The sequence below is a fragment of the Nesterenkonia salmonea genome, assembly GCF_005771525.1.
Classification (GTDB): Bacteria; Actinomycetota; Actinomycetes; order Actinomycetales; family Micrococcaceae; genus Nesterenkonia; species Nesterenkonia salmonea.
Genome location: NZ_VAVZ01000006.1, coordinates 65,438 through 85,910 on the forward strand (window position 1 = coordinate 65,438; position 20,473 = coordinate 85,910).

Below are 20,473 nucleotides of genomic sequence, written 5' to 3' on the forward strand. Positions count from 1 at the left end.
AGCAGGCTTCAGCTGGGCAGGGGTGGCTCCAGTGAGACCAGCTTATGAGCCCGCTTCTGCTTTGACCACTGGTTTGGCGTCCACACCTGCTTCTTTGCGCTGCTGAGGGGTAATGGGAGCAGGTGCCGCAGTCAACGGGTCATAACCTGCACCCGTCTTCGGAAAGGCGATCACTTCCCGGATGGACTCCTCGCCGGCAAGAAGAGCGACGACTCGATCCCAACCGAAGGCGAATCCGCCGTGCGGGGGAGCGCCGTACTTGAACGCGTCCAAGAGGAATCCGAACTTTTCCCTCGCCTCCTCCTGAGAGACACCCATGACCTTGAAGACTCGCTCCTGCATGTCTTGACTATGGATACGAATGGAGCCGCCCCCAATCTCGTTTCCGTTGCAGACGAGGTCATAGGCGTAGGCCAAAGCCTCTCCTGGGTCGGAGTCGAAGGTGTCGGCGAACTCAGGTTTTGGTGCGGTGAACGCGTGGTGCACGGCCGTCCACGCGCCCGACCCGACTGCGACGTCGCCGGCGGCCTGAGCATCGTCGGCGGGCTCGAACATCGGGGCATCCACCACCCAGACGAAGGACCAGCTTCCCGGTGTGACGAGTTTCAGCCGCTGAGCAATCTCATTGCGGGCTGCGCCCAGGAGCCCACGAGCCGGACCCGGCTTGTCTGCAGCGAAGAAGATGCAATCACCGGGCTTTGCGCCCACGGTCTCAGCGAGGTGGGCCTTCTCATTGTCAGAGAGGTTCTTGGCCACCGGTCCGCCTAGTTCGCCGTCTTCCTGAACCAAGACATAGGCCAAGCCTTTAGCCCCGCGCTGTTTGGCCCATTCCTGCCACGCGTCGAGAGTACGCCTTGGTTGGGACGCGCCACCGGGCATCACCACGGCACCGACATATGGTGCCTTGAACACACGGAAGGGTGTGTCTTTGAAGTACTCAGTCAGTTCGGTCAGTTCCAGGCCGAAACGCAGATCCGGTTTGTCTGTTCCGTACTTTTCCATAGCGTCGCGGTACGTAATATGGAGGATCGGCATCTCGATGTTCACATCGATCAGTGACCACAGCTGGCGGGTGACTTCCTCAACTAGCGTGATGACATCGTGCTGCTCGACGAAGCTGGCCTCAATGTCCAACTGGGTGAACTCAGGCTGCCGGTCTGCCCGGAAGTCCTCGTCACGGTAACAGCGGGCCAGCTGGTAGTACTTCTCCACTCCGCCGACCTGAAGCAGCTGCTTGAACAGTTGCGGGGACTGGGGGAGCGCGTACCACGACCCAGGGTTCAGCCGTGCCGGCACCACGAAGTCACGGGCGCCTTCAGGGGTGGAACGGGTCAGGGTGGGGGTCTCGACCTCGAGGTAGCCGTGGCGGTGGAGGACGTCCCTCGCGATGCGGTTGGCCTCGGATCGAAGTCTCATAGCCTTGGCTGGACCACTTCTGCGCAGGTCCAGGTAGCGGTGGCGCAGGCGCGCCTCCTCACCGACTTCGACGTGATCATCGATCTGGAACGGCAGCGCTGCGGCTGAGTTCAGCACTTCCGTGGTCTCAGCAATGACCTCAACGTCACCGGAACTCAGGTTCGGGTTCTCGTTGCCCTCAGGTCGGCGTTCGACGACGCCTGTGATTCTGAGGACGAACTCATTGCGCAGTGGGTCGAAGTCCTCCTCATCCCTGACCACCACTTGGGCCACGCCATGGGCATCGCGCAGATCGAGGAAGGCGACACCTCCGTGATCCCGGCGGCGGGCAACCCAGCCGGTCAATGTGACGGTTTGGCCAATGAGCTCGGCGTTGATTTCGCCGGTGGTGTGGGTGCGGAGCACAGCGTCCTTCCTTAGAGGTTCTCAGTCTTGCGAATGATCTGGGGGTTCAGGTCCTCAGCTGGCGGAGCCCAGTGACTGGGGTGGGCTTCGGACTGTTCGCCTGAGCGGATATCTTTGACTTCATGGCGGCCATCGTCGTCAGTGAACCATACGAACGGGATGCCTCGCCTGTCCGCGTATTTGATCTGCTTGCCGAACTTCTCCGCGCTCAACGCCACCTCGGCACTGATGCCGCGGCTGCGGAGCTTATCAGCAATATCCTGTGCGGCCCCCCAGTCTTCGGCGGAGCGCAGGGTCACATACACAACAGTGGGTACCGAGCGCGACGCCGCCAGCTCACCTGAGTTCAGCAGCGCCGACAGCAGCCGGGTGACTCCGATGGAGAGCCCTACACCGGGGAATACTCGTTTGCCTTTGGACGCCAGTGACTCGTACCTACCACCAGAGCAGACGGACCCGAGCTCCTCATGTCCGTGCAGGGTCGTTTCGATCACCGTTCCGGTGTAGTAGTCCAGACCACGGGCGATAGACAGATCGGCAACGGCCCGGCCGGGCACCCGGGCATTGAGCTCGCTCATCAACTCAGAGAGTTCCGTGAGTCCCTCATTCAATAGGGCAGTGACGTCTTCGCCGACCAGCTCGCGCACTTTCGCGGCGAAGGATCCGTCGACGGTCCGGATCTGCGCCAGGTCCAGAGCGCTCTGAGCCTGCCGTGGGGAGGCACCGAGGGTGTCGATAAGCTCCTGAGCCACTCGGTCGGGCCCAATCTTCTCCAGCTTGTCAACAATCCGGAGCACAGCTGCCGTGTCATTAATTCCTATGGTCCGGTAAAACCCTTCCGACAGCTTGCGGTTGTTGACTCGCAGTGTGAAATCACCAATCGGCAGAGCTTCCAGGGCGCGGGCCATGACGACTGCAATTTCGACGTCGCAGCGGAAGGGGAGAGCGCCGTCGCCGACGATGTCAATATCAGCCTGAGAGAACTCTCGGAAGCGGCCGGCCTGGGGACGTTCTCCCCGCCAGACTTTCTGAATCTGATACCTGCGGAAGGGGAAAGCGAGGTGCCCAGCGTTCTCAGTGACATAGCGGGCGAATGGCACGGTGTTGTCGAACCGGAGTGCCAATTTAGCTTCTTTGCCGGCACGTTCATCCTGATGAATTCTGGAGACGGCGTAGATCTCCTTGTCGATCTCACCCTTCTGCAGCAGAGTATCCATTGTCTCAACGGCCCTGGTCTCCAACGATGAGAAGCCATGGATCTCGAAGACGTGACGAAGCGTGTCGAGCACATGCAGCTCGGTCAGCCGCTCAGTGGGAAGAAACTCGAGGTATCCCGAGAGAGAGGCATTGCGTGCCATGGGTGCTCAATACTCCTTCTTAAGGGGGTCTTGCCAAACCACACCATCATACGGGTACGGCACAGAGAACGGCCTGTCACGGTAACCTGGTGGCATGAGTCCTGCAATCAAGCCGAACTACCATCAAACCCCACTCGATGAGGTCCGGGAGCGGACACGCGTGGATGAGGAAGGTCACGTCTACGTTCTGCCCGCCACTGAAGGCGGAGAAGAGACATACGTGGGCCAGTTCTCCGCTGGTGACGCCGAGGCTGCTTTGCAGTACTTCACCCGAAAATTTGACGAGCTGTACAACAGAGCACTCCTGCTCCGCGCCCGGGTAGCGACCCAAGCGGACTCTGCCGGTTCTCTCCGATCCAGCCAGGCCACGCTCAGCAAGGAGCTGGAGGCCGGAACCTGGGTCGGTGACGTCGTCGGCCTTAGGAGCATTCTGAACGAAATCAGTCAGGGGATTGACGCCGTCGCCGCTGAGGAAAAACGGCAAAACCAAGAAGCAGTGACCGCGAAAATAGCGGTGCGTGAGGACATCGTACGAGCGGCCGAGGAGCTTGCTGCCGTAGAACCTGATCGCCAGCACTGGAAGTCAGCTCAGGAACGGATGAATGAGTTGTTCGACCAGTGGAAGTCCGAACAGCGTACGCCACCTCGGCTGTCGAAATCCCAGGAAGACCCCCTCTGGAAACGATTCCGCGAGGCTCGCAGCACCTTTGAACGGCACCGGAAGGCTTTCTTCGTTCGCCGTGACAAAGAAGCAGCTGAGGTTAAAAAAGCCAAAGAAGAGCTGATTGCTGAGGCAGAGAAGCTCCAGCATTCCACAGAATTTGGTCCGACCACCAAGGCCTACCACCGCCTCATGGACCAGTGGAAAGAGCTGGGCAGAGGGCCGCGAAAGACAGAAGACGCCCAATGGGCCAGGTTCCGCGCCGCGCAGGATGTGTTCTTCTCCGCCCGCGATCAGGCCAATGCCCAGATCGACGCCGAATATGGCGAAAACCTCAAGAAGAAGGAAGAGATCCTCGGAAAGCTCCGCGAGCTCATGCCCTTCACGAAGCCAGAGGCCGTACGTGAACGCTACCTCGCGCTGATAGCGGCGTGGGACGCGGCCGGCAAAGTTCCGCGCACCGATATCAAGCGAATGGAACGCGCCATCGGTGAGGTTCAGGATGCGTTCCGCGAAGCAGAAGGAGCCACTCGAAGCCCCCGAGAAGCTGCCCGCAATGATCGTCAATCGGAGATGATCGAGCAGCTCGAGGACACCATCGCCCAGTTGGAGAGGGAACGAGACCAGGCAGCGTCACAAGGCGATGACAAGGGCAAACGCGAAGCTGAAGAGGCTCTTGCGGCGCGCCGGAGTTGGTTGAAGATGCTCACATCGAGCTGAGGTAACAGATAGATTACACTTGCTAGGTCTGCAAACTAGACTTTCGTCTAGCCCGACCCGTCCTGCCGTCAACCTGTCCAGCGAGGAACTGCGTGAGCGATGAACAACCCCCGGAACTGGGGTCTCGCCGTCGTCGCCGAGAGATACGCGAAGCTCGGGAGCGGGAGCGTGCTGCCCAGCGGGAGCGTGAATCAGCGGTCCGCCGGCTGAGTAACTCATCGACAGCAGACACAACCTCGGCAGGACGCCGCAGCGGTGCAGATGGCGCTCCCGACCTTTTTGACCAGGAAACAACCACTCCCAAAGATCAGCGGCGCAGTTCGCCTCCCAAAGCCACGCGCAGCGGCTCGACCCGCTCGGCCACCTCAGCCGGCTCACCGATCGCTGACCAGGGATTCACCTCGCGGCGTGAGCGACGTCTGCAGACTCAGCAGCAGCAGACTGTCGCTCCTGCTCAGTCTGCCCAGAGTGCCCCGTCTTCCCATTCAGCGGCAACGGCCGAGCCCCAAGAAAAAACGCAGAGCCACCACGAGCCCGCCACCCAAGCGATCTCTGTACCTCCGCAAGCCTCACCTGAACCTGCAGAACGGGCTTCTCGGGAGAGAAGCGCTGAAGAGTATGCGGTACCTAGTCCGGCGCCCACTTCTCCGAGCGCATCACCGTCTACACCCTTCGAAGACGTCGTCGCCCCAAAATCACCCGCCTCCCCGATGCCGGAGCAGCCGGAGCCGGCGTACGAATATGAGGACCACGACGAATTTGACTGGGACGGCGCCTACGACGATGAGTACTACGACCATGATGAGAACGGTGCCCCCGTCCTGGTCGGAGCCTCCGGCTACGGCCGCGGTTACCAGACGGTCGCTCCAATGGAGGGCCACGTGAATCGGGATCTTCTGATGAAGAGAAGATCAAAGCGCCGCCGCAGGAACATCACCCTGACCGTCGCGCTGGGTGGGTTTGCGGCACTCATGATCGCCTTTGTCATGATCCTCCAGTCGCTACTTGGCGGTGATGAAGTAACTGATTACGAGACCGTTGCTGGCGAAGAGGTTGAGTTTGAGATTTTTGAGGAAGAAGGGCTTGCCTCAGTGCAGAACCGGCTGGTGGATCAGGGGATAGTCGCCAGCGCTGATGCTTTTCAGTCAGCCTTGGAAGACCTAGACGCTGGTGTAGCGCACCATGCGGGCACATATGAGTTGTACGAGCAGATGCCCGCGGAAGACGCTGTTGAAGTTATCTTCGCTGAGGGGGTTCGTGTCGGCTACGTCAACATCAATGCTGGATTCCGCTTGGATGAGACGCTGGAAGCTGTCGCTGCGGGCGCAGAGATCCCTCTGGAGGAACTGGAGGAGCTCAATCAGAATCCGCAACAATTCGGTCTACCCGAACAAGCTGAGAACCTTGAAGGCTTCTTAGCGCCCGGTGAGTACCAGCCCGGCGTTGACGCCAGCGCAGAGGACGTTCTCCAATCCATGGTCGACCCCACTCTGGAGCGACTCGAAGAACTTGGAATCACCGACTCAGACGAGCAGTGGGACACCATGATTGTCGCCTCCCTCATCACCGCTGAAGCGAACAACACCATCAGCGAAGAGCGGACCCGTGACGAACGGCTGGAAGACTACCGGATCATGGCCGGCGCGATTGAAAACCGTCTAGAGCCAGATCAAACAGAGACAGATGGTCTGCTGCAGATTGACGCGGCTGTTAACTATGGGCTCGGTCTCTCGGGGGATCTGCACTTCCCTGAGGAGGAACGGCTGAACCCCGACAATGACTACAACACCTACGTTCATCCTGGACTGCCGCCAGGGCCGATCGGAGTGCCGGTAGCGGACACTGTAGAGGCCGCCGCCAATCCCACCGAAACCGACGCCTTCTACTGGGTCACTGTTAACCCGGTCACCGGTGAAACGCGTTTCAACGCCACACTGGCAGAGCACGAAGAGGACACCCAAGAATTCCTGCAGTTCTGCCAAGAGAATGAAGGAGCGTGTGGGCCCGGGGATGTAGACGCGGCAGAAGACGAGCTCGACGGATGAGCGAGGCTCACGCGGCGGCCCGAGCCGCAGTGCTGGGATCACCCATCAGCCACTCGAAGTCGCCCCTCCTTCACACTGCTGCCTATAGGCACCTTGGTGTCGACATCAGCTACACGCGTGTGGAAGTTGCCGAGCACGAGGTCCGAAGCTTTCTTACGCAGCAGGGCCAAGAGCCTGGATGGGTCGGATGGTCAGTCACGATGCCGCTCAAAGCGGCCATGGTCCCGCAAATGACATCGACCTCACGTCGAGTTCAAACCCTCGGGGTGCTCAATACCGTGGTCGTTACCGAAGAAGTAGACGGCGGGCGCTCTTTCCACGGTGAGAACACCGATGTTGACGGCATCGTCGCAGCACTCCAGCATCAAGGAATCACCCGAGATGAGGCGCCTTCCGGAACTTTCGCTGTGCTCGGTTCTGGTGGAACCTCAACGGCTGCCCTCGCCGCCGCCGCCGAGCTGCACTTCGCTGAGGCTGTCATGTACGCCCGCAATGAGGAAAAGGCCGCCGCGAGTGAGCCGGTCGCGCAACGTCTGGGGCTAGCGCTGACAGTCAAGCCGTTGTCATCTCTCGGTGACGACATCCGCGCAGGGCTCCTTGACGTCGTCGTCTCCACTCTTCCTCCGCGGGCCGCAGACCATCTGGTGCCCCAACTGCCAACCAGCCACGATTCCCCGCCTGTGCTGCTCGACGTCGCGTACGACCCCTGGCCATCCGAATTAGCGCGGGCCTGGTCGGAGCGCAGCTGGTCGGTGACAAGTGGACTGGAAATGCTGCTGCATCAGGCCGTTCGGCAAGTGGAGCTCTTCACCGAAAACATGTGGAACCCTGCAGCGCTTCAAAACGACGCAGACCACTTCCTCATGGTGAGAAAGATGCGTTCAGCGATCGGCCTCCATGAGGGAGCTGAGGCACTCGACCGTTAGGATGAACCCCATGTTGCGTTGGCTCACTTCCGGAGAATCCCACGGCAAGTCCTTAGTTGGCATTATTGAAGGTCTGCCCGCTGGGATCGAACTCACCACATCTCATATTCAGGACGCTCTGGCACGTCGACGGCTCGGTTACGGCCGCGGCGCGCGCATGAAATTCGAGCAGGACCAGGTTCAGCTCCTCGGAGGCGTACGGCACGGCGTCACCATGGGAGGACCGGTTGCTATCGAAATCGCCAATACCGAGTGGCCAAAATGGGACAAAGTCATGTCAGCTGACCCAGTGGATCCTGAGGAGATCGCTGGTCTGGCGCGCAACGCCCCACTCACCAGGCCCCGACCGGGGCACGCTGACTTCACCGGGATGCAGAAGTACGGCTTCACAGAAGCTCGCCCGGTCCTAGAGAGGGCGTCGGCCCGGGAGACTGCCACCAGAGTCGCTCTCGGCACTGCCGCCAACCAGCTGCTGGCCTCCCTTGGCATTACGACCGTCGCCCACACTGTGGCGATCGGATCCGTCTCCACACCAGAAGACTCACCAGTGCCTTCGGCTGCGAACGTTGAAGCGTTGGACGCAGATCCGCTGCGGTGTTTCCACGATGAGACCTCCCAGGCAATGGTCGCCGAAGTGGACGCCGCCCATAAGGCAGGAGAAACGCTCGGCGGCGTCGTCGAAGTTGTGGTGGACGGTTTGCCTCCGGGGCTGGGCAGCTACGTGCACTGGGATCGGCGCCTCGACGCGCGCCTAGCCGGGGCGCTCATGGGGATCCAAGCCATCAAGGGCGTCGAGGTCGGCGACGGATTCCGCACTGCCGCCCGCAGAGGCTCCGAAGCACATGATGAGATCGAACTCAACGCTGAAGGCCAAGTCATTCGAGCCACCAACCGGGCAGGTGGTATAGAGAGCGGCATGAGTATCGGGGGGACCCTCCGGGTCCGCGCCGGGATGAAACCGATTGCCACAGTGCCCAAGGCATTGCGGACAGTCGACGTCGCCAGCGGAGAGAGCACGACCGCCCACCACCAGCGCAGCGACGTATGCGCCGTGCCGGCCGCAGGTGTGGTCGCAGAGGCAATGGTGCAGCTCATCCTGGCTCAGGCAGTCCTGGAGAAGTTCGGTGGAGACAGCGTCTATGAGGTTTCCCGAAACCTGCGCACATACCTCGAAGCGCTTCCTGACATCGGCGCCAATCCGGAGGCCGCGGGGCATCACGGCGACCCGCTGCAGGCCCCGGCGGCCATGCAGCCCTGATGAGCAATATTGTGCTGATCGGCCCCATGGGGTCGGGTAAGTCCACTGTCGGGGCGGCACTTGCCCGGCGTTTGGGAAGGCCACATGTGGATACGGACCACTTCTTTGTCGCCCGGAACGGTCCTATCCCGGAGTACTTCTCCGCTCACGGGGAAGCAGCATTCCGGGCAGAAGAGGCCCGAATCGTCGCTGAACTGCTCGACGCGCCTCGACCCTCGGTGGTGAGCCTAGGAGGCGGATCAGTCGTCTCGGCCGAGATCCGTGCACTCCTGAAGAGCCAGTTCGTGGTGATGCTGGACGTCACAGAAGCTCAGGCAGAAGCCAGAATCGGCGATGCTGCGACTCGACCCATGCTCACCGCTGGTACCTCAGCACCGCCCATAGAACGCTGGAAGCGTATCTACGCCGAGCGTGAGCCGCTGTACCGCGAGTGTGCCGACCTGATCGTCAGCGCCGCTGAGGCAACAATCGAAGACCGAGCCGAAACTATTATTCAGGCCATGAGGAGAGAACGATGAGTACGGAACCCACTGTCATTCAAGTCGGCGAAGGAACAGGTGCTGGCGGGCAGGAACTCGGCTACAGCGTCGTCGTCGGAAACGGGCTGCTGGCCCATTTACCCGGACTTGTAGGCACGCAAGCCGAGCGTGTCCTCGTCATCCACCCCCGGGCACTGCGAGCAACTGGTGATGTCGTTCGTGAAGACCTGGAGAAGGCGGGCTACCAGGCGGTGACCGCAGAGATACCTGACGCGGAAGAGGGCAAGCACATCCAGGTCGCCGCGTTCTGCTGGCAGGTTCTCGGGCAGAATGACCTGACTCGCTCCGATGCCATCGTGTCAGTCGGAGGGGGAGCGGTCACAGATATTGCCGGGTTCGTTGCCGCAACCTGGCTCCGAGGTATCAGGATCGTCCACATGCCTACGACTCTGCTGGGCATGGTCGACGCCGCAGTCGGAGGAAAAACCGGCATCAACACTGCGGAGGGCAAGAACCTTGTCGGGTCATTCCACCAGCCAGCAGGTGTGCTGGCAGACCTCGACACACTGGCAACACTGCCCCGAAACGAACTCGTCGCAGGGCTTGCCGAGGTGGTCAAATGCGGGTTCATCGCTGATGAGGAGATTCTTCGCATCATCGAACGCTCTCCCGAAGAAGTGCAGAGATGGGACTCGGCTGAGCTACGTGACCTCATAGAGCGATCCATCAGGGTCAAAGCCGCGGTCGTCGGACAAGACGTTCGTGAGGCCGGCCTGCGTGAGTCGCTCAACTACGGGCACACACTTGGCCACGCGATTGAACTTGCTGAGCGCTACCAATGGAGGCACGGAGCCGCCATTTCAGTCGGTATGGTATTCGCCGCGGAACTTGCCCGCAGCCTGGGGCGCCTCTCCGATGCAGAAGCGGACCGACACCGAGAAATTCTCTCCAGTCTGGGGCTGCCGACTAGCTACCGCGACGATCGGTGGAACCAGCTTCTGGAAGGCATCAGACGAGATAAGAAGAACCGGGGTGAGACGCTCAGGTTCGTGCTGCTGAACTCCATCGGCTCGCCGGCCACTGTGGAGATCCCCGACCCCTCGATTCTCTTCGCGACCTACCAGGAAATTGGGGAGCCAGTCTCCGGCACCACTATCTCCCTATAAGAGGAGCCACCGGGTGAGCCTGTAGGATAGGGCGCTGATATCCGGTTGACCGAGACCATCACGCTGTGACAATAGAAGGTAAGACGAACCCGTGGCAACTTCCAATGACATTAAGAACGGCTCCGTGCTCAAGCTGGAGGGCCAGCTGTGGAACACTCTCGAGTTCCAGCACGTAAAGCCCGGCAAGGGCGGAGCATTCATCCGCACCAAGCTCAGGAACATCACCTCAGGCAAGGTCGTCGATAAGACGTTCAATGCGGGCGCCAAGATCGAATTGGCCACAGTGGATCGTTCTGACTACCAATACCTCTACCAGGACGGTGAGGACTTCATCTTCATGGACCTCCGCGACTATGACCAGATCACGGTCCCGGCCGCCACGGTCGGCGACGCCGCCAACTTCCTGTTGGAATCTCAGCAGGTCTCCATCGCCATCAATGAAGGCACACCGCTCTACCTGGAGATGCCTCCCTCAGTGGTGCTGGAAGTCACGCAGACTGACCCTGGCCTCCAGGGCGACCGGTCTAAAGCAGGAACAAAGCCCGCCACCCTTGAGACCGGCCACGAAATTCAGGTGCCGCTCTTCGTAGACCAGGGCACCAAAGTCAAAGTCGATACTCGCAGCTCCGAGTATCTCGGCCGCGTCAACGACTAGCACTGTGGCGAAGCGTAGCAAAGCCCGGCAACGGGCACTAGAGATTCTCTTTGAGGCCGAGCAACGCGGGATCAACCCGCTGCAGGTGCTCACCACCCGTGTTGAGAAGGCCGATATGGTCGTCAATGAATATGTCCGCACTCTCATTGACGGGGTCACAGAGCATCGCGAGGAAATCGATGAGCTCCTAGCTACCTATGCGCGGGGCTGGACCCTCGACCGGATGCCGCCAGTGGACCTCATGGCCCTGCGCATCGGGACCTGGGAGCTGCTGCACAACGAGGAGATCCCCGACTCCGTGGCGGTGTCCGAGGCGGTGACTCTGGTACGGAAGCTCTCCACTGACGAGTCCCCAGGTTTCGTCAACGGAGTGCTCGGCAGACTCCAGAAACTGAAACCCACACTGGGCTGAGCCCTCGCGACCACCTGATAGGCTGGCGCAGACAATTCAACTCCTTTAAACGTCGTCCTGTGAGGCGAGGAAGGAGTCGCAGAGTGACACACTCACCTGAGACCGCAACGGTAATGACCGCGGCTGATATAGACCGCGCGCTGACCCGTATTGCACATGAAATAGTCGAGGCCCAACGAGGCACCGACAAGCTGATCTTATGCGGCATTCCGCGCCGCGGCGTTCCGCTGGCTCAACGCCTGGGCGCCAAACTTGCAAATATTGACGCCTCGTTCGACCCCGCGACATCTCTGGGTTCACTCGATGTGACCATGTACAGGGACGATCTGCGGACCTCGGGGGCTCGGACGCCTGAACCTACTCAGCTGCCCACCACTGGGATCGATGGCAGCACCGTGGTGCTGGTGGACGATGTCCTCTACTCTGGCCGCACAATTCGGGCCGCACTCGACGCACTCTCCGACTATGGACGTCCCCAAGCTGTCAGACTCGCTGTGCTGGTCGACCGCGGACACCGTGAGCTGCCCATTCGCGCCGATCACGTGGGGAAGAACATACCTACATCCAGGAACGAACGCGTCGGGGTTCGCCTGGCTGACATCGACGGGTTAGCTGCTGACGCGGAACAGGTCGTGATCATCCGATGAAGCACCTACTCGATACCCAAGGGCTTGGGTACGACGACGCCCTGGCCATCTTGGACACCGCGGAGGAGATGACGGCAGTGTCTTCCCGGGAGGTCAAGAAACTCCCCACCCTGCGCGGACGCACGGTGGTGAACCTGTTCTACGAGGATTCCACCAGAACGCGAATTTCTTTCGAAGCGGCTGCCAAACGTCTCTCCGCAGATGTCATGAACTTCTCCGCGAAAGGTTCCTCCGTCTCCAAGGGCGAATCGCTGAAGGATACCGTTCAGACACTCGACGCCATGGGCGCGGACGCTATCGTCATCCGGCACAGTGCCTCGGGAGCGGCTGCGCAACTGGCGGCTTCAGACTGGTCTGAGGCAGCCGTGGTCAACGCTGGAGACGGCACCCACGAGCATCCGACCCAAGCTCTGCTGGATGCACTCACGCTGCGTCGCGGGTGGAGCTCAGCGCACAGCAGCAGCCCACGCGGTACCGACCTATCCGGTATGAAAGTGCTCATTGTCGGCGATATTGTGCACTCCCGTGTTGCGCGATCCAATGTCTGGCTCCTGCGCACTCTGGGTGCCGAAGTTCACCTTGCTGCCCCGGCAACTTTACTTCCCTATGGTGTGGAGTCCTGGCCAGTGACCGTTCACTACAGTCTCGACGAGGCTCTCAGTGCAGCGCCGGACGCCGTCATGATGCTTCGTGTTCAGGCCGAACGCATGGGCGGTGTTTTCTTCCCCACGGCGGCTGAATACACTCGGCGCTGGGGACTGACGGATGAACGGCTCGTCGTCGTGGAGCGCCTTCAGCTCGGTGACACAGAGGCACCGGCGCTGATACTGCACCCGGGTCCTATGAACCGAGGAGTGGAGATTTCCTCCGCCGCGGCAGACTCGCCGCAGGCCAAGATCCTGGACCAGGTGGCCCATGGCGTGGCAGTTCGCATGGCCGTGCTGCACCTTCTACTGTCACAACGTCAACACGATGGGAATCATGATGAGTGAGAACAGAACCTGCCGGTCAGGTGCTGCGCCGCAGGAAGAGAGCACTTCATGACGGACTACCTCATTCGCGGTGCCAACATCCTCGGGGACGCTCCAGCTGACGTCCTTCTCCGTGACGGCCGCATCCACAGCATGGGCTCAGAGACCGCGCAGTCGCGTGACGGTGTTCCTCTGGCGACCATTGATGCCTCCGGCCTCATAGCACTGCCGGGCATGGTGGACCTCCATGTGCACCTGCGAGAGCCGGGCCGCGAGGACGCCGAAACAGTGGAAACAGGAAGCCGAGCAGCCGCTAAGGGGGGATTCACCGCCGTTCACGCCATGGCTAATTCGTCTCCAGTTGCTGACACGGCTGGAGTGGTGGAGCAGGTGCATCGCCTCGGACTGGAATCGGGCTGGACAGAGGTCTACCCAGTGGGGGCGGTCACCAAGGGCCTCGGCGGGAAGGTTCTCGCTGAGTTGGGAGCTATGGCAGAGTCCTCGGCCCGGGTGCGAATGTTCTCCGACGACGGTCACTGCGTCAATAATGCGCAGCTGATGCGCAGGGCCATGGAATACGTGAAGACGATCGACGGGTTCGTCGCCCAACATGCTCAGGACGCCGATCTCACCGGCTGGGATACTGAGTACGCTGCTCAAATGAACGAGGGCAAGGTCTCCGCCACGCTGGGGCTCCCCGGATGGCCAGCGGTGGCAGAAGAGGCGATTATCGCCCGTGACGTGCTACTGGCTGACTATGTGGGTTCCAGGGTCCACATCTGTCATGTATCCACCAAAGGGTCGGTGGAGATCATTCGCTGGGCCAAGCAGCGCGGCATCCAGGTGACCGCCGAGGTCACCCCGCATCACCTGATGCTTACTGATGACCTGGTGAAGTCCTATAACCCTGTGTACAAGGTCAACCCGCCGCTGCGTACAGAAGCGGACACGCAGGCACTGCGTGAAGCACTTGCTGAAGGAATCATCGACGTCATTGGCACTGACCACGCCCCGCATCCGGACCAGGCTAAGGAGTGTGAGTGGAACCAGGCAGCGATGGGCATGACCGGTCTGGAGACTGCACTTCCGGTAGTCCAACATGCCATGATCGAAACTGGCCTGATCACCTGGCAACGCTTTGCCGAGATCACATCCGTTCGACCGTCCGAGATCTACGGCCACGATCATCAAGGTCGCCCACTCGCAGAAGGTGAGCCGGCCAACATCATCCTGGTTGACCCTGCCGCCAAGACCACTGTCCGCCCGGAGGGTCACGCCACTAAGGGACGCAACTCGCCATTCCGCGGAATCGAACTTCCCGGCCAAGTGCGTCACACGTTCCTTGGCGGACACCAGGTTGTTCTCGATGGTGAGCTGACAACATCGCGGACTATGGGGAACACCGCATGAACGCCCTAGTGGCCCACTTTTCGCCCACTTTGACACGGGCGCCGGAGATGACCGGGACATATCTGAACTACCTGTGGGGAGCCCTCGGCGTCGTCGCTGTCTTCTGTGTTCTCATCTGGCTGGGCTGGCGCAACAGGAAACGCCGCCAAGCGGATGTTCAGGCGCCTCAAGACGTTCCGGGTGACCTGTTGGACTCACTACCCCAAGCCGCAGCTGAAGGAATGGTCATTGGCACCGTCAAGGGCGGTGAGTACTTGGAGCGGATCGCCGTCCACGAGCTTGGGCTGCGCACAACAGGTCGCATCGAAGTGCATCCGCTGGGCGTGGCGATATTCCGCTCCGGAGTGCGCAACATCTTCATCCCCGCTGCGGATCTGGCCTATGCACGAACTGACCGAGGAATGGTTGGAAAATTCGTCGAGAAGGACGGAGCCATCATTCTCGGTTGGAGACTGGGTGAAACAGTCGTTGATACCGGCTTTAGGCCACGCCGTGCCGATGAGGGGCGGGCGCTGGTCCAGGCGTTAAATGACCTGACTGAAGGAGAGACCACCGAATGAGTGATCCACGATTTGAAGGTTTCCAGGCAGGCGCAGGCCAGCCGAGAGAAACCAGGGCTCAGCGCCCCACCGTTGACAACAGCGTGGCACTGCTTGTCCTGGAGGACGGCACAGTCTACGAAGGCACTGCCTACGGAGCTCGCGGCACCACCCTGGGCGAGGCTGTCTTCTCCACCGGTATGACCGGCTACCAGGAAACACTCACCGACCCCAGCTACGCCAGGCAGATTGTTGTCCAGACCGCCCCGCATATCGGAAACACCGGCGTCAATGACGAAGATCCGGAGTCGCGGCGAATCTGGGTTGCCGGCTATGCAGTGCGTGACGCCGCCCGCATCCCATCAAACTGGCGATCCGTCCGCACCTTGGAACAGGAGCTCGCCGACCAAGGGATTATTGGGATCAAGGACATCGACACCCGCGCGGTGACCCGCCGACTGCGGGACCAGGGAGCGATGAGAGCCGGGATCTTCTCAGCAGAAGCGCTTTACGACGACGTCGGTAACCGTAAGGCCCCCCACGAGTTCCTGGAGGCTGTGCGGTCCCAACCGGATATGCTCGGCGCCCGCCTCGCAGAGGAAGTCACGTCAGCCGATCCGTATGTGATCGACCCAGCCGACCATGGATGGGAAGGCGAACCCATCGCGACGGTGGCCGCCATCGACCTCGGTATCAAGACGATGACCCCAGTAAGGATGGCTGAACGGGGACTGCGCGTCCATGTGCTGCCAGCTACGACCACCTTTGCTGATATTGAGCAGCTCAAACCCCAAGGAGTGTTCCTGTCCAACGGGCCGGGAGACCCTGCCACCGCCAGCACACAGGTCGGCCTGCTCCGTGAAGTTCTGAATTCTGGGACCCCTTTCTTCGGGATCTGCTTCGGCAACCAGATTCTGGGACGGGCCCTGGGATTCGACACCTACAAGCTGCCCTTCGGACACCGCGGTATCAACCAGCCAGTGATGGACCATGCCACCGGCAAGGTAGAAATCACCAGCCAAAATCACGGTTTCGCCGTCGACGCCCCCGTAGGGGAAACAGTCACCGCCCCAGAGTCGCGCTACGGACGGGTTCAAGTCAGCCACTCCAGTCTCAATGATGGCGTTGTTGAGGGCTTGCGCTGCATGGATATTCCAGCGTTCAGCGTCCAGTACCACCCAGAGGCCGCAGCCGGACCCCACGACTCTGCCTACCTTTTTGACCGCTTCGTGGACCTGATGAAGGAGCACCAGAATGCCTAAACGCACTGACCTGAAATCCGTGCTGGTGATCGGATCCGGTCCGATTGTGATTGGCCAAGCCGCAGAGTTCGACTATTCCGGCACCCAGGCGCTGCGCGTGCTCAAAGAAGAGGGCATTCGCGTGATCCTGGTCAACTCCAATCCCGCGACGATCATGACTGACCCCGAGTTCGCAGATGCCACGTATGTGGAGCCGATCAGCCCTGAGGTGATCACCAAGATCATCGCCAAGGAACGGCCCGACGCGTTGCTCCCCACCCTGGGCGGACAGACTGCGCTCAATGCTGCCATCGCTTTGGATAAGCAGGGAGTCCTCGAAGAATATGACGTGGAGCTGATCGGTGCGAACATCGCGGCGATCGAACTCGGTGAGGACCGCCAGAAGTTCAAGGGAGTGGTAGAACGTTCCGGGGGAGAGTCCGCCAGCAGCCGGATCGTGCACTCTATGGAAGAGGCCCTCGAAGTCGCCGATGAGCTGGGCTACCCCATGGTGGTCCGCCCCAGCTTCACCATGGGCGGTCTGGGATCCGGTATGGCCTACAACGAACAGGATCTGCACCGCATCGCCGGCGCGGGACTGCAGTATTCCCCCACCACGGAAGTCCTCTTGGAGGAATCTATCCTCGGGTGGAAAGAGTACGAGTTGGAGATGATGCGTGATGCCAACGACAACGTCGTGGTCGTCTGCACCATCGAAAACTTGGATCCGGTCGGTGTGCACACCGGCGACTCCATTACGGTGGCACCGTCCATGACACTCACCGACCGTGAGTACCAGAAGCTGCGCAACATTTCCATCAACATCATTCGTGAAGTCGGTGTGGCTACCGGCGGATGCAATATCCAGTTCGCCATTGATCCTGAAACCGGCCGTGTGGTGGTGATTGAGATGAACCCACGCGTCAGCAGGTCCTCCGCCCTGGCGTCAAAAGCCACAGGTTTCGCCATCGCTAAAATCGCCACGAAACTCGCGGTGGGTTACACCCTGGATGAGATTCCCAACGACATCACCAAGAAGACCCCTGCCAGCTTCGAACCCACCCTTGACTACGTCGTGGTGAAAGTGCCGCGATTCGCGTTCGAGAAGTTCCCAGCCGCTGACCCGACTCTCACCACCACGATGAAGTCTGTCGGTGAAGCCATGGCGATCGGCCGGAACTTCACCGAAGCGCTGCAGAAGGCACTGCGGTCCCTGGAACAACGCGGCAGCGAGTTCAGTTTCGAGCCCAGCGACGACGCCGCGGTGACTCAGCTGCTTGACGGAATGGCCACCGCCACCACAGACCGCATCTACCAGGTGCAGCAGGCACTCCTCGACGGAGTGGAGCTGGAAGAGATTCACCGGATCACCGGCATTGACCCCTGGTACCTTGATCAGCTGGCGCTGATCAATGAGACCGCCCAAGGCGTCAAGAACGCAGAGAATCTTGACGTGCAGGTCCTCAAGACAGCTAAACGGCATGGGTTCTCCGATGAGCAGATCGGTCAGCTTCGGGCAATGGACCCCGCCGTGGTCCGCGGGGTTCGTCATGCTCTGGGTATTCGACCGGTCTACAAGACAGTGGACACCTGTGCCGCTGAGTTTCCGGCCTACACTCCGTATCACTACTCCAGCTACGACCAAGAGGATGAGATCGCCGAGCACCAGACCCCATCGGTGATCATTCTCGGCTCCGGCCCGAACCGGATCGGACAGGGAATCGAGTTCGACTACTCCTGCGTGCACGCCACCATGGCGCTGCGCGAGGCAGGGTACGAAACAGTCATGATCAACTGCAATCCCGAGACGGTCTCCACTGACTATGATGTCTCCACTCGGCTCTACTTTGAGCCGCTGACCCTGGAGGATGTTCTCGAGGTCATCGCAGCGGAGGAGCGCACCGGGGGAGTGGCCGGAGTATTCGTCCAGCTCGGCGGCCAAACCCCACTCAAGCTGGCCCAGAAACTAGCCGACGCTGGGGTCCCTGTGCTGGGCACCAGCCCGGAAGCCATCGACCTGGCCGAGCACCGCGGTGCCTTCGACCAAGTCCTCAAATCGGCCGGTTTGATTGCGCCCAAGAACGGCACAGCAGTCAGCTTCGAGGATGCAAAGGCGGTTGCTGACTCGATCGGCTACCCCGTCCTGGTGCGACCCAGCTATGTCTTGGGTGGCCGCGGTATGGAAATTGTGTACGACGAGACCGGTCTTGAGCGCTATATTGCCAATGCCACAGAAGTTACGCCGGAACATCCGGTGTTGGTGGACCGTTTCTTGGAAGACGCCATTGAGGTGGACGTAGACGCCCTGTACGACGGTGAAGACCTCTACATGGGCGGCATTATGGAGCACATTGAGGAGGCCGGGATCCACTCCGGCGACTCAGCCTGTGTTCTTCCGCCCATTACTCTGGGCCCTGACATGCTCCAGCGGGTCCGCGAAGCGACCGCCGCTATTGCCGCTGGAGTTGGAGTTCGGGGCCTGATCAATATCCAGTTCGCGGTCGCTTCAGATGTGCTCTACGTGATTGAGGCGAATCCACGAGCTTCCCGTACGGTTCCATTCGTCTCCAAAGCGACCGGCGTACAACTGGCCAAAGCTGCCGCACTCATCGGGATGGGCGTCAGCGTCAAGGAGCTCAAGGGCGGAATTCTGCCTGAGCAGGGTGATGGTTCGCTCTTGCCTCCCTCAGCCCCGGTTGCGGTCAAAGAGGCTGTGCTGCCCTTCGCGCGCTTCCGCACGGTCGAAGGCCGCGTCGTGGATTCCCTGCTGGGACCAGAGATGCGTTCCACAGGCGAAGTGATGGGGATCGACACTCACTTCGACACGGCATTCGCCAAATCCCAGCTTGCCGCCAACAACCCGCTTCCCACCTCTGGAAGAGCTTTCGTCTCAGTGGCCAACCGCGATAAACGTGGGGTCATCATGCCCGTCAAGCGACTCGCCGACCTCGGCTTTTCCATAGTGTCCACCGGCGGCACCGCGGATGTGCTGCGCCGCAACGGCATCGCCTGTGAGGTTGTCGACAAGATCGCTGCCACACCGGAAAGTGAAGGGACAGTTCTTCCCCTCGTGGAGTCTGGTGAGATCGCCCTGATCATCAATACCCCATCGGGTGGAGATGCACGCAGCGATGGCTATGAAATCAGGGCTGCAGCTACGAGTTTGGGCGTACCCGTCATTACCACCATTGCTGAGTTCGGCGCTGCGCTGCAGGCCATTGAAGCTCAGCGCACGCACACCTGGTCCGTCGCTTCCCTCCAAGAACATGCAGCGGCGTTGCACAGCGCAGGCTTGGCTGTCGCCGGTGCCTCATGATGTCGTTCGGCGCGAGACTCGCTGAGGCATTCACCTCCTACGGTCACCTATGCGTCGGCATTGACCCGCATCCCGCCATTCTCGATGACTGGGGGCTTGCCCAGGACGCTAGCGGTCTCAGGGAGTGCGGTATGCGGGTCGTTGAGGCCGCTGCGGGCCGAGTGGGCGTGGTGAAGCCACAGGTGGCGTTCTTCGAACGCTACGGCGTAGCGGGACTCCAGGCGCTGTCTGAGGTGATCGCCGCAGCCAAGCAGGCGGGCCTTCTGGTCATCGCTGATGCTAAACGGGGAGATATCGGCTCAACGATGGAGGCATACGCGGAGGCGTGGCTGAACCCGGTGAGAGACTTCGCGGTGGACGCGCTGACCGTGAGTCCGTTCTTGGGCTTCGAGTCTCTTGAACCGGCGGTTCGGCTTTCAGAGCGTTACGGGACTGGGCTGTTCGTGCTGGCACTGACGTCCAATCCTGAGGGGCAGCAGGTCCAGCTGGCCCATGGTGACAATAAAGAGACTGTGGCCGGGTCCATCGTGCGGGCCGTCGCGGCGTCGAACGCTGCTGCGGCCGAACCGGCTCCGCTGGGAAGTATTGGGCTGGTCGTCGGAGCCACCACAGCTCACCTGGCTGAGGATAACGGTATAGATCTCGTGGCCGGGAAGCCGCCGATTCTGGCACCGGGCTACGGCGCTCAGGGAGCTTCGGCAGCGAGCATTCAGAGCAGTTTCGCCACGGCCTGGGACCAGGTGCTTGTCAACTCCTCGAGGGCAGTTCTCTCTGCCGGCCCTACTGTGGCCGGAATCGTCTCACATATTGAGCAATCGTGCGCCGACCTGGAGTGACACCGTCTATTT

General features: G+C 60.8%; 17 protein-coding genes. 15 read left to right on the plus strand and 2 right to left on the minus strand.

All coding sequences use genetic code 11. The annotated features are described in order from the left end of the window. Positions 1–42: 42 nt before the first annotated feature. Positions 43–1,821, minus strand: coding sequence for an aspartate--tRNA ligase (gene aspS, locus FEF26_RS03405; protein WP_138252138.1), 1,779 nt, complete (start codon positions 1,819–1,821; stop codon positions 43–45). 11 nt (positions 1,822–1,832) lie between these two features. Continuing rightward, the gene (gene hisS / locus FEF26_RS03410; RefSeq protein WP_138252139.1) at positions 1,833–3,179 is read right to left on the minus strand and encodes a histidine--tRNA ligase; all 1,347 of its coding nucleotides are present in this window, start codon (positions 3,177–3,179) and stop codon (positions 1,833–1,835) included. Positions 3,180–3,273: 94 nt separating this feature from the next. Here hisS and FEF26_RS03415 point away from each other — a divergent pair, with 94 nt between their 5' ends. From FEF26_RS03415 to pyrF, 15 genes are all read left to right on the plus strand, one after another. Continuing rightward, positions 3,274–4,560 carry a DUF349 domain-containing protein gene (locus FEF26_RS03415; protein ID WP_138252140.1) on the plus strand — a complete coding sequence of 429 codons (1,287 nt, stop codon included), beginning with the start codon at positions 3,274–3,276 and terminating at the stop codon, positions 4,558–4,560. A gap of 92 nt (positions 4,561–4,652) precedes the next feature. Continuing rightward, positions 4,653–6,605 (plus strand): endolytic transglycosylase MltG, encoded by a 1,953-nt coding sequence (locus FEF26_RS03420; RefSeq protein WP_138252141.1) that lies wholly within the window; start codon positions 4,653–4,655, stop codon positions 6,603–6,605. Further along, on the plus strand, positions 6,602–7,531 hold the full coding sequence (locus FEF26_RS03425; RefSeq protein WP_138252142.1) for a shikimate dehydrogenase: 930 nt from the start codon (positions 6,602–6,604) through the stop codon (positions 7,529–7,531). Before FEF26_RS03420 ends, FEF26_RS03425 begins: the two co-directional genes overlap by 4 nt. Before the next feature lie 10 nt (positions 7,532–7,541). Then, entirely contained in the window at positions 7,542–8,789 is a 1,248-nt protein-coding gene (gene aroC, locus FEF26_RS03430; protein WP_138252143.1) for a chorismate synthase, read from the plus strand. Continuing rightward, entirely contained in the window at positions 8,789–9,307 is a 519-nt protein-coding gene (locus FEF26_RS03435; RefSeq protein ID WP_138252144.1) for a shikimate kinase, read from the plus strand. The genes aroC and FEF26_RS03435 overlap by 1 nt, the downstream gene beginning before the upstream one ends. Beyond that, on the plus strand, positions 9,304–10,434 hold the full coding sequence (aroB, locus tag FEF26_RS03440) for a 3-dehydroquinate synthase (protein WP_138252145.1): 1,131 nt from the start codon (positions 9,304–9,306) through the stop codon (positions 10,432–10,434). The genes FEF26_RS03435 and aroB overlap by 4 nt, the downstream gene beginning before the upstream one ends. Before the next feature lie 91 nt (positions 10,435–10,525). Continuing rightward, positions 10,526–11,089, plus strand: a complete 564-nt coding sequence (gene efp, locus FEF26_RS03445; RefSeq protein ID WP_138252146.1) for an elongation factor P — start codon at positions 10,526–10,528, stop codon at positions 11,087–11,089. A 4-nt stretch (positions 11,090–11,093) separates the two neighbouring features. Then, on the plus strand, positions 11,094–11,501 hold the full coding sequence (nusB, locus tag FEF26_RS03450) for a transcription antitermination factor NusB (protein ID WP_138252147.1): 408 nt from the start codon (positions 11,094–11,096) through the stop codon (positions 11,499–11,501). Between the two features lie 83 nt (positions 11,502–11,584). Next, positions 11,585–12,148, plus strand: a complete 564-nt coding sequence (pyrR, locus tag FEF26_RS03455; protein ID WP_138252148.1) for a bifunctional pyr operon transcriptional regulator/uracil phosphoribosyltransferase PyrR — start codon at positions 11,585–11,587, stop codon at positions 12,146–12,148. After that, positions 12,145–13,140 carry an aspartate carbamoyltransferase catalytic subunit gene (locus FEF26_RS03460; protein ID WP_138252149.1) on the plus strand — a complete coding sequence of 332 codons (996 nt, stop codon included), beginning with the start codon at positions 12,145–12,147 and terminating at the stop codon, positions 13,138–13,140. The genes pyrR and FEF26_RS03460 overlap by 4 nt, the downstream gene beginning before the upstream one ends. A gap of 48 nt (positions 13,141–13,188) precedes the next feature. Then, complete coding sequence (locus FEF26_RS03465) at positions 13,189–14,529, plus strand: dihydroorotase (RefSeq protein WP_138252150.1); 1,341 nt, start codon at positions 13,189–13,191, stop codon at positions 14,527–14,529. Further along, positions 14,526–15,089: a PH-like domain-containing protein gene (locus tag FEF26_RS03470; protein WP_243730389.1), complete on the plus strand. Its 564-nt coding sequence runs from the start codon at positions 14,526–14,528 to the stop codon at positions 15,087–15,089. The genes FEF26_RS03465 and FEF26_RS03470 overlap by 4 nt, the downstream gene beginning before the upstream one ends. Further along, the gene (gene carA, locus FEF26_RS03475) at positions 15,086–16,330 is read left to right on the plus strand and encodes a glutamine-hydrolyzing carbamoyl-phosphate synthase small subunit (RefSeq protein ID WP_138252151.1); all 1,245 of its coding nucleotides are present in this window, start codon (positions 15,086–15,088) and stop codon (positions 16,328–16,330) included. The genes FEF26_RS03470 and carA overlap by 4 nt, the downstream gene beginning before the upstream one ends. After that, positions 16,323–19,625, plus strand: a complete 3,303-nt coding sequence (gene carB, locus FEF26_RS03480) for a carbamoyl-phosphate synthase large subunit (protein ID WP_138252152.1) — start codon at positions 16,323–16,325, stop codon at positions 19,623–19,625. Before carA ends, carB begins: the two co-directional genes overlap by 8 nt. Then, positions 19,622–20,461, plus strand: a complete 840-nt coding sequence (gene pyrF / locus FEF26_RS03485) for an orotidine-5'-phosphate decarboxylase (protein ID WP_138252153.1) — start codon at positions 19,622–19,624, stop codon at positions 20,459–20,461. Before carB ends, pyrF begins: the two co-directional genes overlap by 4 nt. The last annotated feature ends 12 nt before the right edge of the window (positions 20,462–20,473 follow it).

Excerpts from the sequence above, each read along its gene's own strand:
- hisS (WP_138252139.1), bottom strand. The coding sequence starts at position 3,179 with ATGGCACGCAATGCCTCTCTCTCGGGATACCTCGAGTTTCTTCCCACT.
- FEF26_RS03415 (WP_138252140.1), top strand. The coding sequence starts at position 3,274 with ATGAGTCCTGCAATCAAGCCGAACTACCATCAAACCCCACTCGATGAG.
- FEF26_RS03425 (WP_138252142.1), top strand. The coding sequence starts at position 6,602 with ATGAGCGAGGCTCACGCGGCGGCCCGAGCCGCAGTGCTGGGATCACCC.
- aroC (WP_138252143.1), top strand. The coding sequence starts at position 7,542 with ATGTTGCGTTGGCTCACTTCCGGAGAATCCCACGGCAAGTCCTTAGTT.
- FEF26_RS03435 (WP_138252144.1), top strand. The coding sequence starts at position 8,789 with ATGAGCAATATTGTGCTGATCGGCCCCATGGGGTCGGGTAAGTCCACT.
- aroB (WP_138252145.1), top strand. The coding sequence starts at position 9,304 with ATGAGTACGGAACCCACTGTCATTCAAGTCGGCGAAGGAACAGGTGCT.
- FEF26_RS03460 (WP_138252149.1), top strand. The coding sequence starts at position 12,145 with ATGAAGCACCTACTCGATACCCAAGGGCTTGGGTACGACGACGCCCTG.
- FEF26_RS03465 (WP_138252150.1), top strand. The coding sequence starts at position 13,189 with ATGACGGACTACCTCATTCGCGGTGCCAACATCCTCGGGGACGCTCCA.
- FEF26_RS03470 (WP_243730389.1), top strand. The coding sequence starts at position 14,526 with ATGAACGCCCTAGTGGCCCACTTTTCGCCCACTTTGACACGGGCGCCG.
- carA (WP_138252151.1), top strand. The coding sequence starts at position 15,086 with ATGAGTGATCCACGATTTGAAGGTTTCCAGGCAGGCGCAGGCCAGCCG.
- carB (WP_138252152.1), top strand. The coding sequence starts at position 16,323 with ATGCCTAAACGCACTGACCTGAAATCCGTGCTGGTGATCGGATCCGGT.
- pyrF (WP_138252153.1), top strand. The coding sequence starts at position 19,622 with ATGATGTCGTTCGGCGCGAGACTCGCTGAGGCATTCACCTCCTACGGT.